Annotated in this window: 16 protein-coding genes; 2 read left to right on the forward strand and 14 right to left on the reverse strand. The window is 62.6% G+C overall.

Annotated elements, in window-relative coordinates; all coding sequences use genetic code 11:
* Window positions 1-16 precede the first annotated feature (16 nt).
* Window positions 17-694, forward strand: coding sequence for a phosphate signaling complex protein PhoU (phoU, locus tag AArcSt11_RS04030; protein WP_250594843.1), 678 nt, complete (start codon window positions 17-19; stop codon window positions 692-694).
* Here phoU and AArcSt11_RS04035 read toward each other — a convergent pair.
* From AArcSt11_RS04035 to AArcSt11_RS04045, 3 genes are all read right to left on the reverse strand, one after another.
* On the reverse strand, window positions 691-1245 hold the full coding sequence (locus AArcSt11_RS04035; protein ID WP_250594844.1) for a FaeA/PapI family transcriptional regulator: 555 nt from the start codon (window positions 1243-1245) through the stop codon (window positions 691-693). The genes phoU and AArcSt11_RS04035 overlap by 4 nt on opposite strands.
* Before the next feature lie 64 nt (window positions 1246-1309).
* Window positions 1310-1759: a hypothetical protein gene (locus tag AArcSt11_RS04040; RefSeq protein WP_250594846.1), complete on the reverse strand. Its 450-nt coding sequence runs from the start codon at window positions 1757-1759 to the stop codon at window positions 1310-1312.
* Window positions 1760-1912: 153 nt separating this feature from the next.
* On the reverse strand, window positions 1913-3361 hold the full coding sequence (locus AArcSt11_RS04045; protein ID WP_250594847.1) for an oligosaccharide flippase family protein: 1449 nt from the start codon (window positions 3359-3361) through the stop codon (window positions 1913-1915).
* Window positions 3362-3452: 91 nt separating this feature from the next.
* Here AArcSt11_RS04045 and AArcSt11_RS04050 point away from each other — a divergent pair, with 91 nt between their 5' ends.
* Window positions 3453-4520, forward strand: coding sequence for a phosphotransferase family protein (locus tag AArcSt11_RS04050; protein WP_250594848.1), 1068 nt, complete (start codon window positions 3453-3455; stop codon window positions 4518-4520).
* A gap of 23 nt (window positions 4521-4543) precedes the next feature.
* Here AArcSt11_RS04050 and AArcSt11_RS04055 read toward each other — a convergent pair whose 3' ends face one another.
* The 11 genes from AArcSt11_RS04055 to rimI form a co-directional block, all read right to left on the reverse strand.
* On the reverse strand, window positions 4544-5596 hold the full coding sequence (locus AArcSt11_RS04055) for a glycosyltransferase family 4 protein (protein WP_250594849.1): 1053 nt from the start codon (window positions 5594-5596) through the stop codon (window positions 4544-4546).
* Window positions 5593-6522 (reverse strand): glycosyltransferase family 2 protein, encoded by a 930-nt coding sequence (locus AArcSt11_RS04060; RefSeq protein WP_250594850.1) that lies wholly within the window; start codon window positions 6520-6522, stop codon window positions 5593-5595. The genes AArcSt11_RS04055 and AArcSt11_RS04060 overlap by 4 nt, the downstream gene beginning before the upstream one ends.
* A 52-nt stretch (window positions 6523-6574) precedes the next feature.
* Window positions 6575-7060 (reverse strand): DUF2062 domain-containing protein, encoded by a 486-nt coding sequence (locus AArcSt11_RS04065; RefSeq protein ID WP_250594851.1) that lies wholly within the window; start codon window positions 7058-7060, stop codon window positions 6575-6577.
* 42 nt (window positions 7061-7102) lie between these two features.
* Entirely contained in the window at window positions 7103-7567 is a 465-nt protein-coding gene (locus AArcSt11_RS04070; RefSeq protein ID WP_250594853.1) for an NUDIX domain-containing protein, read from the reverse strand.
* 77 nt (window positions 7568-7644) lie between these two features.
* Window positions 7645-8838, reverse strand: coding sequence for a redox-regulated ATPase YchF (locus AArcSt11_RS04075; protein ID WP_250594855.1), 1194 nt, complete (start codon window positions 8836-8838; stop codon window positions 7645-7647).
* A 128-nt stretch (window positions 8839-8966) separates the two neighbouring features.
* Complete coding sequence (locus AArcSt11_RS04080) at window positions 8967-9527, reverse strand: NUDIX hydrolase (protein ID WP_250594856.1); 561 nt, start codon at window positions 9525-9527, stop codon at window positions 8967-8969.
* A gap of 56 nt (window positions 9528-9583) precedes the next feature.
* Window positions 9584-9862 (reverse strand): WNWW family protein, encoded by a 279-nt coding sequence (locus AArcSt11_RS04085; protein WP_353617678.1) that lies wholly within the window; start codon window positions 9860-9862, stop codon window positions 9584-9586.
* A gap of 37 nt (window positions 9863-9899) precedes the next feature.
* On the reverse strand, window positions 9900-10313 hold the full coding sequence (locus tag AArcSt11_RS04090) for a DUF5809 family protein (RefSeq protein WP_250594857.1): 414 nt from the start codon (window positions 10311-10313) through the stop codon (window positions 9900-9902).
* 46 nt (window positions 10314-10359) lie between these two features.
* The gene (locus AArcSt11_RS04095; RefSeq protein ID WP_250594858.1) at window positions 10360-10779 is read right to left on the reverse strand and encodes a DUF5810 domain-containing protein; all 420 of its coding nucleotides are present in this window, start codon (window positions 10777-10779) and stop codon (window positions 10360-10362) included.
* Between the two features lie 31 nt (window positions 10780-10810).
* Window positions 10811-13123 carry a PAS domain-containing protein gene (locus tag AArcSt11_RS04100; RefSeq protein ID WP_250594859.1) on the reverse strand — a complete coding sequence of 771 codons (2313 nt, stop codon included), beginning with the start codon at window positions 13121-13123 and terminating at the stop codon, window positions 10811-10813.
* Between the two features lie 85 nt (window positions 13124-13208).
* The gene (gene rimI / locus AArcSt11_RS04105; protein WP_434803492.1) at window positions 13209-13721 is read right to left on the reverse strand and encodes a ribosomal protein S18-alanine N-acetyltransferase; all 513 of its coding nucleotides are present in this window, start codon (window positions 13719-13721) and stop codon (window positions 13209-13211) included.
* Window position 13722: the final 1 nt, after the last annotated feature.

A 13722-nucleotide genomic window follows, 5' to 3' on the forward strand; every position in this document is an offset into this window, starting at 1 on the left:
CGGTCTGTGACCGAGTATGGCACGACAGGACTACCAACAACAGCTGGAGTCTCTCCGTGAGGACGTTCTCTACATGAGCGAACTCGTCCTCGAACGGCTGCGGATGAGCTTCGACGCCCTCGAACAGAAAGACGAGGCGATCGCGGAGCAAGTGATTCAGGGCGACCACGAGATCAACCAGCTGTATCTCGACCTCGAACAGGACTGTATCGATATTCTGGCGCTACAACAGCCCGTCGCCGGTGATCTTCGATTTATCGCATCCTCGTTCAAGATCATCACAGATCTGGAACGGATTGGGGATCTCGCTACCAATCTTGCCGAGTATTCCCTCAACGCAGAACAGGACATCTATCCCGAGGTCGACGTGCAGGGACTGGGAGATTTGGCTCACGAGATGGTCGAGGACGCAATGGACGCGTATGCGACTGACGACCCGGACGCGTGTCGTAAGATTTCGCGACGCGACGACGAGATCGATGCGCTCTGTGAAGAAGCGAGCCAGACGGTCGTTCGGGACCTGCTCGAACGGGAGTTCGACGAGAAATCGAGCGAGGATATCGAGGCACTCATGAACGACGTGTCACGGCTCCTGTTGACGATTCGAGACCTCGAACGCATCAGCGATCACGCCGTCAACATCTCCGCACGAACGCTGTATATGATCGAGAGCGACGACGAACTGATCTACTAGCCGTCGTATCGCCACGTTTCGCCGCCCCATCGAGGCTCGATGACACCCGGTAGATCGCCCAGCCGTTCCGATACCATCGCCCACCACTGTTCTGCCTCGTCGTACCCCGCGGAGTGTGCCGGATACACCTGTTCGATCAGTTCGGCTTCCTCGAGCTCGCGAGTGTCTCGGAGCTGGTCGAACGTGGCACGAATCGCGTCGCGTCGCCAGTCCCGCATCATTTCGCTGATTCCGGGGACGTCCATATCGTCGAGCAGGGTGGAGACGTGTTCGTCGACCGGCCGACCCGTTCCGTTGTCCTCGCTGACAAACGTTGCTCTGGGCTGGTACCAGACAGTCAGCGGCGGCTCTTCGCGCACCTGTTTTCGGTCCAACTGACCGGTACGACACAGCGCGTCGAGTTTGCTCCGGGCCTCATACTCGGTGCAGGACAGCACATCGGCAATTTCCGTCGCCGTCTTCGGCTCCGCACCCTCGAACCGTTCGACGACGGTGTCGTCGGGGATCTCCTCGACGAACTGCCCCCAACTCCTGTCGTCGTGGTTACTCATATACGCAGGATTTGTACCGAATACTCATTATTTTTTGTATCGCTCTATGAGCTGATATATTCTCTCAGTGAGAACCGTCGTTCGCCGACGCTTCCTCGTCGACGAGTCGGTGAGCGTACCAGACCGTCGAGAAGTCCTGTGGGCTCGGTAGGGCACAGGCCAGCCACGCGACGGCGGCGGCGATCACGTACGGACTCCCGGTCGCGAGCGGATCCGAAAGGGCACCGATAGCAACCAGTATGAACGGGATAGTCAGGGTTAGCGGCATCAGGGCGGCAACACGGAGTCCGCCAACCGGTGTTTCAGCGGAGAGCTGCGGCGTTACCGACGCCCACGTCCCGAGGACCCCCGCTCGGAGTCGGCCGATTCCCTTGCGCCCACCGAGCCAGTCAATCCGATACTCGATTCCGAACGCCCGCAGGGCAAGCGCGTGCGTGTACTCGTGCACGACAGTCCCCAGACAGAGCGTTAGCAGGAGTACGCCGGATACTCCGGCGATGGTAAATGGGTCCATGCTACCTGTACCAGTAGCTACGGTAAGGTCGCTTTAATCTGTTGTTTCCGGCGCTCTTCCTCGGTATTTCGACCAATCAGCGAACGTCACACTTCGCATGATAGACCGGTCAGTACGATTGTACGAGCACCGGACCGCTGGCTCGATTCCCGTTTACTGGCCCCTCAGTAACGGCAGGTTACGCCGGACAGTCCGCCGAAACTGGCCGGAGATGCCCAGTACGGTGGCGAAGTACAGACCCGCCCCGAGCGCGACGACGGCGGGGACGGCAATGAGGTTCCCGACCTCTGCCGTCTCGACAAGTTCGAGGGCGAGCCAGACGCCACCGCCCATCAGCCCGGCCGACACCCACTGGCGACCGATCTCCCGGACCGGCGTTCGGAACGCGAGCACGTCAGTAAGCGCGACGTACGCAAGGGCGAGACCGATTCCGGCGGAGAGTGCCGTGGCGATGGCCGCACCCGTCCAGCCGATCTGCCAGACCAGCAGGACGTTCAGCACGGTGTTGATCGCAATAAACGCGAGATTGATCCGGAAGGCGAGGTCGGGCCGGTCGACCGCGTTCAACGCAGTCAGTAGCTGTTTCTGGTAGCCGTACAGGAGCGTCGCGACCAACAACAGCCCTAGCACTGCCGTCCCCTGCACGAACTCGGGGCCGTAGATCGCAAGCAGTCGGTCACCGACCAGCAGTCCGCCGACCAGCCCCGGAACGACGATCAGGCCGCCGTAGGCAAGACTGTCCTCGACCAACTGGCTCGCCCTCGCGTCGTCGCCGTCCGCGATCGCCCGACTGATCTCGGGGAAAAGCGTGTCGCTCACTGCCGTCCCGAAGAGCTCGAGAAACTTCGCGATCGACCATGCAACGGCGTAGACGCCGACCAGCGCCGAGGGGACGAATGCACCGAGCACCAGTATGTCGACATCGTTGAACGAGCGGGACTTGAGTCCGCCGAGCCAGGCGTACTTCGCGTACTCGTAGAGGCTCCGGAAGTGTCGTTTCCGGGGACGTTCCAGCGACGTCGAGACGTACACCAGACCGAGCACGCCGATCAGGACGCCGCCGATGCCGTAGCCGACCAGTAGTCCGGCGAGCGACAGGCCCGCGATTACGAGCGCGATCTGCACGAGCGTCGCCACGCCGATCCGGACCGGGGCGAGCAGGCCCGCAAGATGGACCTTCCGCTCGCCTTCGAGCACTGCCAGCACGAGTTTGTAAAACAGTTTGATCGCCAGCAACGCGAGGACGAACCAGACCACGGAGACGGCGACGTAGGCGTCGAACTCCCCGACATAGGTGGCGAGATACTCCCGTCCGAGCACGAGTAGTACCGAGACGACCCCCCCAATCGCCAGCGTCGACAGGATTCCGGCGGCGACGTACGCCCCCTGCTCGTCGCCCTCGCTGACGCGTTTGGTCACGGCGGTGCCGACACCCATCGACCCGCCGAGCTTGAGCCATGCGACGACGGCGATGATCAGCGCGTACAGCCCCAGTACCTCCGCGCCGAGCTCCCGAGCGAAGTAGATCGTTCCCAGAAAACCGAGCGCGGAGCTGACGAGCTTCGAGAGGAAGACGACGATCGAGGTCTGACCGATCCGCATCTGTCGGCCCAACGGACGAGTCGGCTATGCCGTTTTCGGTCGCCGGACGGAACAGACTGATAGGGGTCCGTCCGAAACGGTCGGGTAATCGATGGGTCCCGATCTCTCGCATGTCACCGCGTTTACCGAACACGTCGGGAGCGGACAGTCACGGCCCAGATCGTTCTACGCGCTCGATCCGCCCGGGGAGCACTATTACCTGTTCCGGCCGACGCGGGCGGCGTTCGAGACGGTTGCGGGGATGATCGCCGGTGAAGGACTGAAGCGGCGGCTCGGCGGCTACGCCCTGCGTGGGTGCGCTGTGGCCCCGGTGTTCGCTCGGCTGGTTCCGTTCGTTTCGACGCGCACGCTCGACGTGGGTGATGGCTTCGACTGCGATATTGCGGTACTCAGCAATCGGACGCGTCTCGTCGACCTCGGCGAGCAGGTGGTCTACACGATCCCTTCGGGCGGCCCCGAGCGGGTCGTCGACGAGGTGTACGCCCGCGAACGACTTCCACCCACGATCACCGTTCCGACACTCCACGACTACGATCTGGACTACCCCTATCTCGCCGAGGCGTTCGTTACAGGAACACACCCGCGCTCCCCCGTCGAGGGCTGGCCGTTCCTCCTCGATGCCCTCGATCAGCTCACCGACCTCTACCGAAACGATCCGGAACCGGTGGCAGTATCGGGAATCCTCGACGACGCGAAAACGACGCTCGACGAACGGGGGTTGCTCGCCGAACCGCCGTTCGACCGGGCGTTCGATCTACTCATGCGACTCCATCTCCCCGAGTACCTCTACCGGGCCTGGGTACACCGCGACCTCCACACGCGGAACGTGCTCGTCGAGGACGAGCGGGTCTGCATCCTCGACTGGGAAAGCGCCGGTCAGGATCTGGTCGTTCGGGATCTCTTTCGACCGTTTACCATCGCTTACTACGACACCCGTGATCCGCGACCGTTCGTTGAGCTCTGCACGTGCGAGGGCACGGGCGGCGAAATCGTCGACGATTATATCGACGTTGTCGGCGAGTACGCGATGGCCGGTCCCGGCCGGTACTCGGGCCTGCCGGTGTTGTACCTGCTGAGTACACTTGCCGACAAGGAACGAACGGAGTTCTGGGAGAGCAAACGTGAGCTCCTGAGCGAAGTGATCGACCGGATTCAGTGACCGGTATCCGGCACGTTACGCCGTTATTCGTCGACGACGTCCTCGTACAGTGCCAGTACGTCAGCACTCATCTCGGCCCACGTCGTCAGCGCGTCCGGCTGAGGCGTCAACTCGACTGCTGCCCGGACCGCGTCGGCAACCACTCTCGCGTCGACGTCCTCGACGCCGACGCAGCCATCGACGTTCGTCCACTCCGACAGCGCGGTGGCGTCCCGCACGACGCAGGGCGTCCCGGCGGCCAGCGACTCGCCGACCGTCAGCCCGTAGCACTCGTAGTCCGAGAGGAAGACGTGGGCTGTCGCGCCCGCGTAGAGACCGGGCAGGCGCTCGTCGGCAACGTAGCCGAGGAACTCAACGCGGTCGTCGACGCCGCGTTCCGCGACGCGGGATTCGAGGGCCTCGCGGTATTCGCCGGTACCGGCCACGAGCAGGTCGTACTCGGGAAGGTCGGCGAGCGCGTCGATGACGTGCTGGACCCCCTTGTACTCGACCAGCCGACAGACAGAGAGCAGGTAGGGCCGGTCGCGCTCCGGAGCGTCCGCCGCCTCGAACTGTTCGACGTCGACCCCGTTCGGGATCACGCGGGCATCACAGTCGAACTCCTCGGCGAGGCGGCCACGTTCCCACTTGCTGACTGCAACGGTGGCGTCGGCGCTGCGGAGCGCGCGACCGCCGATCGGTGCGTACAGCCGGTGGAGCAAGCTTCGGACGGTCGTCGAGCCGCGACCGGTGTAGTGTGGCGTCACGACCAGCGGCGTCGAGCGCGCGCCGAGCGCAGCAAAGGCGAGCGGAAACGAGTGATAGCCGTGAGCGTGAACGACGTCGGCGTCGGAGCGACAGACAGCACGTGCGATATGCGGTGAGATGTAGTAGGCGTCCCCTGGCGCAGCGACGGGATAGCGGCGAACCCGGACCGCACCGTCGCGGCTCTCGCGATCGTAGCTCCCGTCCCAGTCGGTCGCGTGCACGGTGACGTCGTGGCCGTCGCCCACAAGCCAGCGGGCCAGTTCGCCGACGTGTCGCTCGATCCCACCGAGATCCGGTGGGTAGCGGTGGGTGACCAGATCGATTTTCATCCCAGCTCCTCCAGCCAGCCCCACAGGTAGCCGAGGCCGACGATCACGGTGAGCAGGGCAAGCGCAAGGAGTTCTCCCAGCGTTCGAACTGATGCCGACTCGACGATTCTGCGGAGTCGCCGTGGAACGCGATCCCGAATGAGCCAGCCCAGATAGTTGCGTTCGGTACTGTCCGTGCCGGTTGGTCCCTCGCTGCTGCGATCCAGCCGTCGCTTCGATGTTCCCTGCTGAAAGGCGCGTAGGGCGAGAAACCACGGTCTGGTTCGATACTCAAAGACGGTGTGTGCGACGACGGCGTCGGGCGCGTAAACGACCCCACGGTCGTACTCCGCACGAAGGCGGTCACCAAAGGCTGCCCCTTCGCCATGGCGGTACCGATCGGCGGTTGGCCCGAGATCGGGATCGAAGCCGCCCAGTTCGAGGAAGACGTCCCGCCGAACCGAGAGGTTCGACTCGAAGGTGTTCCGGACCTCCGCGCCCGCCTCGGCAAAATCAGGGTAGGTGACGCCGACGAGCCAGTCGAATTCGGTCGGGAGATACCACGGCCGACCGCCACGCCAGTCGCCGATCATCCGCCCGCCGACCGCGAGGGCGTCGTGGTCGTCGTAGGCTGCCACGAGCCGTTCGATCCAGTCCGGCTCGGCGATAGCGTCGTCGTCGAGAAAGGCGACTACCTCGCCCGTGGCGAGTTCGGCTCCGCGAGTTCGCGTCGCTGACACGCCGCGGTTATCCGGCAGGCAGTGGATACGCACGTTCGCGTGGTTACCGAACTCCTGCTCGGCACGCCTCGCGACGGCCTCCGTCCCGTCGACGACAACCACCAGTTCGACCGGCTCGTGACTCTGTTCGAGAACGCTCTCGACGGCTTCGCGCAGCGCCGGATAGCGCGCCATCGCGTGCGTGGCGACGACGACGGAAACCTGCATCGTCAGGTGGTTCTGCTGACTACTGCTTGAATGTTGTCACCGGAGAGTCGTATCAATCCGAAAGGATCTCGGCGGGAAGCTCGGTCGGTTCGAGATTCCGACGGTGACACTCACGGACGAGTCGTAGCGAGAGCGGATACGCAATCGCGGTGAACACGACTGCGATGATCAGGTTGCCGACCAGCAGCCGGACGACGATCTCTGAGCCGGCCGAAAAGGAGACAGTCGAGGGGACGCCGCCCGGCGGGACGCCCAGTAACTGAATGCCGAGCCAGAAGCTTGCAGCGTAGACGCCCCACTTGACGACGGGATTGAGCACGATCACCGACGCAAGGAGCGCGATCTTGCTGATGCGATCGGAGATATACGCGAGGACAACAAACAGGAAGAGACCGGTCCCAAGCGTCGGCATGGAGGTGATAAAGACCCCGATCGAGAAGCTGCCAGCAATTTCGCTCGGCGAGTTATCCTCCAGTAGCGCCCGATCGAGCTCGCCACGGACTCGCTCGGCCAGCGACGACAGCCGCTCACGAACCATCTACCGGTCAGACGGGGCATGGATACATCAACGCTTCGGCAGCTACGACCGGGTCGACTGTGGGGTCGGGGAGGATGTCGACGTCCTGAGCGGAAGTAAGTAGAGGTACTCATCGAGATCGAGCGCGAACTGTGTCCGCTCGGAAACCGTAACCCACGTGCACTCGTACTCATCCCCGACTTCCTCTCCTTCACCGGTCACCGTATGGACCCATTCCTCTCGTGGATCGTCAACGCGTGCATGGAAAAAGTGTCTGACGTACCAGCGTCCCTCCCGACGCTGCCAGAGATCCGTTTGCAGATGCTCGACCGAGTCGAGGTCGTCGAGACCAGTCTCCTCGTAGACTTCTCGTTGCAGTGCCTCTCGTGGCGACTCATCGTCATCAAGCGTTCCTTTCGGGACCTGTTTCCCCTCGTACTCCGGGCCATCGAACACGAGCAGTTCACCATCGGATCGGGTGATGTACGCACAAGCTTTGTGTACGTACGTTGCTGTACTGGGCGGCATTGTATGCTATATTCCCACGTGAGGCGATAAAAATCCTTCATGCAAGTACCTCTTACACCTAAGTCGGATACAAAGAGCTAGTTTGTCGTCACCACTTCGAGCACGTCGCGTTCGTCGAGGTCGTAACTCGCACCGCGCTGTCGATTCGATCGGCAATCGATGGCGTGGAGAAAGCCCTCGCCGATATCGGAGTGGAGGCTGTACGCGAAGTCTTCGGCAGTCGAGTTCGGCGGGAGCAGGTAGCAGTCGGGCAGCACCTCGCCGCGTTCGTTCCCAAGACCGTTCGCACCGCCCGGGAACACCGGTATGACGCCGAGCACGTCGAACAGCGCGGCTTCGAGTGCATCCTGAACGCCGGTCGCGCCGTACTCGTCGACGAACTCGCGGATCTGCTCGAGTCCGGCCTCCTGACTCCCGGAGACGTCGCCGATAATCTCGAACCCGCCCGCGCCGGGCGTGTACTCGACGACACCGGATTCGTCCGCGGACTTCAGTGCCTTCTCGGCGTGGGCACTCGCGGGAACCATCGTCAGGTGTTCGTAGTCGGGATCCGACGTGATCTCGGCGTAGTTCTCCTGGGCCTCGGACGTGTCCATCTTGTTGGCCGCGATCACCATCGGTTTGGTCTCGCGTCGGATCTCGCGCGCCAGTTCGAGCCGATCCTCGTCGTCCCACTCCGCCGGATCGAAGCCGATATCGACCCGTCGGATCAGGCGCTTGATCTCGTCTTCGGTGATCCGGAACGCACTCATCTGCTCTGCGAGCTCTTCCTCGATATCGTCGTCCTCGGTAGTGTACCCTGTCTCGTACCGTTCGATACCCTTCCCGAGGACGCTCAGGTACCACTGATCGAGTTCGGTTTCGAGGAAGTCGATGTCGTCCCGCGGGTCGTGACCCTCGGTCGGTTCCCCCTCGATATCGGTCTCACCGGAGAAATCGACGACGTGGACCAGCACGTCGGTCTCGTTCAGGTCGCTCAGGAACTGGTTGCCCAGCCCAGCGCCCTCGTGTGCGCCGGGGATCAGCCCCGCAACGTCGACCAGTTTCGTCGGAACAAAGCGAGTCCCGTCGTCACAGTAGCCGACCGAGGGGGTACACGTCTCGTCGAACTCCGGTGCCGCACACTTGACGCGAACGTAGGCCTCGCCCACGCTCGGGTCGATCGTCGTAAACGGGTAGGCACCCTCGGGGACGTCGTTCATCGTCGCTGCGTTAAAAAACGTCGACTTTCCCACGGAGGGCTTGCCGACCAGTCCGATCCGGTAACTCATTACAACAGGTCCGTAGGCACCGGTAAAACGCGTTTCCCTCTGTCCGCCCAGTGGTACGGGGTGACGTGACGCCCGGGCGAGCGCGCCGGTGGGTACTGGTCAGTCCCTCTCATCCGGAGTCGCCCGGACTACAATAGCCCGTCCTCTCTGGCAAGCAACACGCCGTTGATCGTCGCGTCGTTGGTCGGATTCTCCCGCACCCGCTCGACGGCCTCGTCGACCGGGACAGTTCGGACATCGAGGAACTCGTTGTCATCGAGTTCCTGTTCGACCGGCGTTAGCCCCTCGGCGAAGACGATCCCGCGTTCGTGGCGGAGGACCCCTGTCGCCACTTTGTACGTCTGCAACAGCGAGGTCCCCGACGGATCGAAGCCGGTCTCCTCGCGGAGTTCCCGTGCTCCGGCAGTGGTGTAGGACTCGCCGTCCTCGACGATTCCGGCAGGCAGTTCGAGCTGGCTCTCCCGAATCGTCGGCCGGTACTGCTCGACACAGACGAGCTGGTCGTTCGCGACAGCAACGATGACGACTGCGGGCGGCAGTTCAGCCCAGTAGTAGCGCTTCGTGGTACCGTTTGGCTGTTCGACGAGGTCGTAGCCGCCCTCGTACCAGCCAGTCTCGTATTCGGTCACCGATTCGAGCACCGTCCAGTCGTCTCCTGTCCTCGCCCCCTCCCGTTCGGAGTTGTCCATACGGGGTCGATAGACTCGTGACTCACAGAGCTATCGGTTTCGACACCGCCCGCTGCTCACTCGGGGTACCGACGGACCGAAAACCGCTCGTAGCCCCCGTAGGCGACGTCGAGCGAACCCATCCACCAGTTCCAGCGCTCGGCAGGCGTCCCGTCCGGAGCGTCGGCAAGATGGTCGATGATCTCTTCGACGGTCAGTTCCGCCCCCGTATCCGATTCGTACTTGCTGGCGTCTTTCAGGTCGACAGCCTGTCGGGCAACGACACGCTGTTCGCCGGGCTTGCCGCCGAACTCGTCGTCCAGTCGCTGTCCGAGTCGAACTGGATCCAGTGTCACATCCACACTACGGTCTCCGGACAATTGAGTTCGGTGGTCATCCCACAAGTTCGCGATAGATCGTCCCGAACGCCTGCCGCCGGAGCGTACCGACTGCGGCCCGCTCCTCGCTCTGGAACGTCGCCGCGACTGCGCGCTCGCCCGGTGCGACGTGCCAGACGACGTTGTCGACGTGCTCGCTTCCCCGTACCTCGACGTCGCCGTCGAAGTCCTCGCACCACGCCTCGAACTCCTCTACGGTCCCGACCTGAACCGAGAGCAGTGAGGCAAACAGCGCGTCCCGTGCGGTCTCGATCACGTCGCCGGTTACACGCTCGTCGTACTCGTCGGCGTCAAACGCCATTGCCTTCGCGGTCTCCTTGACGACGGTCTGGGCGGCCGGTCCCAGCGAATCGTAGGTCTCTACGGCCTCGGCTTCGTCGTCCGGAGAGAATAGTCCCGTCGTGTGCATATCCGAAGGTTTGGGCCGGGGAAGTTACCGGTTGCGACTTCGAGGCTTACTCCTCGTCGGGAGCCGCCGTTGTCTCTTCGCCCCCTGCATTCAGCATCTCTTCAGTCATCTTCCGCGCTTCGGCGAGAACGTCCCCCGTCTCGTCGGTGAGGTCCCCACGACCGCGGCCAGCGGTCTGGCGAGCCATCTCCTGCTCGAACGTGGCTCCCGACTGTCCACCGTGGCCGTGGTCGTGGCCGTGCCCATCGGTCGTGTCCTCGAACAGCTGCGGAAACTCCGTCTCGGGGACGTGCTCGACGACCGCTTCGGCAAGTTCAGTCTGGGTCGAGTTCTCCCAGTCGGGAGCATGTTCGTTCAGCCATTCTTCGTGTCCCTCACGGCCCATGATCGCGGTGATCGCGAGGTGGTTGGCGAGGTGTTCCCCATCGGCCTGCGGGGTCTCGCACACCGGACAGACGTATCCCATGCGCGTGGGTTGGCGGGTCAGGTGGAAAAGACTAGCGCGTCTCCCCGGCGTCGACCCTGTGGAGTGTGATCGTGATTTCCGTCCCGGGATCTGTCTGCCTGACATCGATCGAACCGCCCGATAGCGAGATGATCCAGTAGACGTGCCACAGGCCGAGGCCCAGTCCGTGGGTGAGCGGCCCGACGCGTTGCTCACCGGTGAGAATACTCGCTTCCTCGTGGGGCAGCCCCGGCCCGTAGTCCCGGACGTGGATCGCGACCGTAGTTTCGCCGACCTCGATACCGATACTGACACGTGGCTGCTCTCGCTCACTATGTTCGACGGCGTTCGAGAGCAGTTCATCGATGGCGTCCTCGAAAGTCGGGATCGCATCGACCAGTACGTCAGTCGACCCGTCGATTGATAGTTCGGCGTCGCCGTCGAATGCTCTGACCGTGATGGCGATCGACCGTGCGATTTCCCAGAGTGGAATCGACTCCGGTCGCGGATGCTCGCTCAGAAGCTTGACTATCTTCCGGTGTTTGTTGGTCAGACCGATTAATCGGTCTGCCTCCCGGACGATGGTTCGTTCGGCCTCCCGCTCACCAGTATCGACAGTAGTGAGCTGTTCGGCATAGCCCACGATGACGTTCATCCCATTCGTAATGTTGTGTCTGAGGACGCGGTCGAGCACCCGGAGCTGCTGGCTCGCCTCGACCCGGTCGGTCACGTTCTGCTGAAAGCCCACGTAATTTCGCACGGTCCCGTCCTCGTCTTTGACGGGGGCAATCGTGACACGGTTCCAGAACATGCTCCCGTCGCTGCGATAGTTCCGAAGTTCCACATCCACGGGGCGTTCCTCGTCGATGGCTTCGCGCAGCTCCGCCACAGGGCGCGGCTGGGTCTGCTCGCCCTGCAATATTCGGCAGTTCCGGCCGAGCACCTCCTCGCTGGTGTAGCCAGTCAACTGCTCGAACTGCTCGTTGACGTAGATCATCGGGTTGTCCTCCAGATCGGGGTCAGTAATCGTCACTCCGACCGGAGCTTCGTCGATTGCCCGGTTTTTGAGTTCGAGTTCCCGCTCGCGCTCACGCTGGTCAGTGATATCACGACATCGCCATAACCGACCGTAGCGTGTGCCGTCTTCCCCAACGACCGGAGTGGAGTAGACGTCCAGAATCCTCCCCGAGTCGAGCCGGATCTCGTCGTGGCTCGTCGCCGTCGGATCCGCCCTGAGCCGTTTGATCAGGTCGAAAAACGCCTCCGGGTCTTCAAGCACGTCCCGTGCATATTCGAGCGCCTCCGCCTCGTTTCCTCGCTCGAAGATTTCCTCCGGAACCGCCCATAGCTGTTTGAACCGCTCGTTGTACGAGAGGAACTCACCCTCCGTCCCGACAACGAGAATCCCGTCCTGTACTGACTCCTGCTGGGCCTTGAGCAACGACCGTCTGAACTCCATCCGGGTTCGATTTCGGTCCCGTTGCTGCCGACGGAACGTCCGGTGGACGAGGTCCGCAATGTTACCGGCAAACCCGAGTTCGTCGTCGGTCCACTCGCGTTGCTCCCCGACCTGCTCGTGACAGACGACCCCGATGACGTCGCCACCGTCCCGGAGCGCGGCGTCGAGCATCGACGTGATCCCGTTCGGTTCGAGATACGACTCGGTCAGTGCGGCCGTCCGTGGATCCGCTCTGGCGTCCGGGATGGCAAACGTTCGGTTCGACTCGACGGCATCAAAATACGCGGGATACCGCTCGGCCATCAGTCTATCACCGGTACTGTGTTCGCCTGACTGCCGGTCGTACCGATCGACACACCGCATCTCTTCGCCCGACTCGTCGAAGAGCCAGACGCTAACCCGAGTCGTCCCCAGGACATCGGCAGCCGTCTCGGTGATCGTTTCGATCGCAACCGTGAACTCACCCTCGGTCACGCTCTTGTCGATCGATAGTTCGTACAGCGCATCTCGATGACGGTCTCGATGTCGCTGCTGGTCGTACTCGGTATCGACAGGTCGGAACAGAAGCATCGCCGCTGTATCCGCTTCGTCGATCGGAATGACACTGAGCGCCACCGTTTCCGATGAACCATCCTCAGACCTGACAGTCAGCGGACCACAACTATCCAGTTCGCACCCGCTCGTCGGCGGCTCCGCTGACGACGGGCGTCTCCGGTCACCCGTAATCGGATCGGTGAACTGCAACACGTCGTCGAGTGGTCGGCCCAGAGACTGGTCCAGGTCGTCGACGAGCAATCGATCAGTGGCAGCGTTGCCGCCCACGATTGCCCATCGGTCGTCGACGAGAATCACCGGATCGGAGAGTTCCTCGATCGGAACCCGGGCAGAACAGGGTTGGTTACTCATCGTGCCACCTCCCGAGACCCATCACTGCTGTACATTTTCGAGCGACTTACTTAAGCGTGCTTGCCACTTCTCGATGAGTGGGTCGTCATTTCATGGCCTGTCGAATCATAATAATCGCGTCCTCGCCGTCATCGTAGTACCGCGGGACGCGCCGCAGCGGCTGAAACCCGAACCTGCTATAGAGACGTTGTGCGCCGTCGTTTTCCTCTCGAACTTCGAGTTTTACCGAGCTGACGGACTGTTCCTGCAGGGATTTCAGGCCGTGACGGAGCAGTGTCGTGCCGACGCCCTCGCCCCGGAACTCGGGATGGACTGCCAGGTCCTTGATATGGCCCAGCGGCTGACCGTGGTTCGGCACGAGATCCGCGACGACAAACCCGATGACGTTTGCCGTGTCGACTCCCCCACCGTTTTCCCCTCCTCCCTCCTCGACGGCGACGAGAAAACCCGGGTCTGAGAGCTGGCGCTCGAACGCCTCGAACGGCCACGGACTCGCAAACGACGCCTTCTCGATGCGGTAGACGGCAAGGAGATCCGCCCGCTCGGCCTGCCGGATCCGGATGTCCGATGGTACGTCTCCCGATGTGACGGTCACTATC

This window comes from Natranaeroarchaeum aerophilus, from assembly GCF_023638055.1.
GTDB lineage: Archaea > Halobacteriota > Halobacteria > Halobacteriales > Natronoarchaeaceae > Natranaeroarchaeum > Natranaeroarchaeum aerophilum.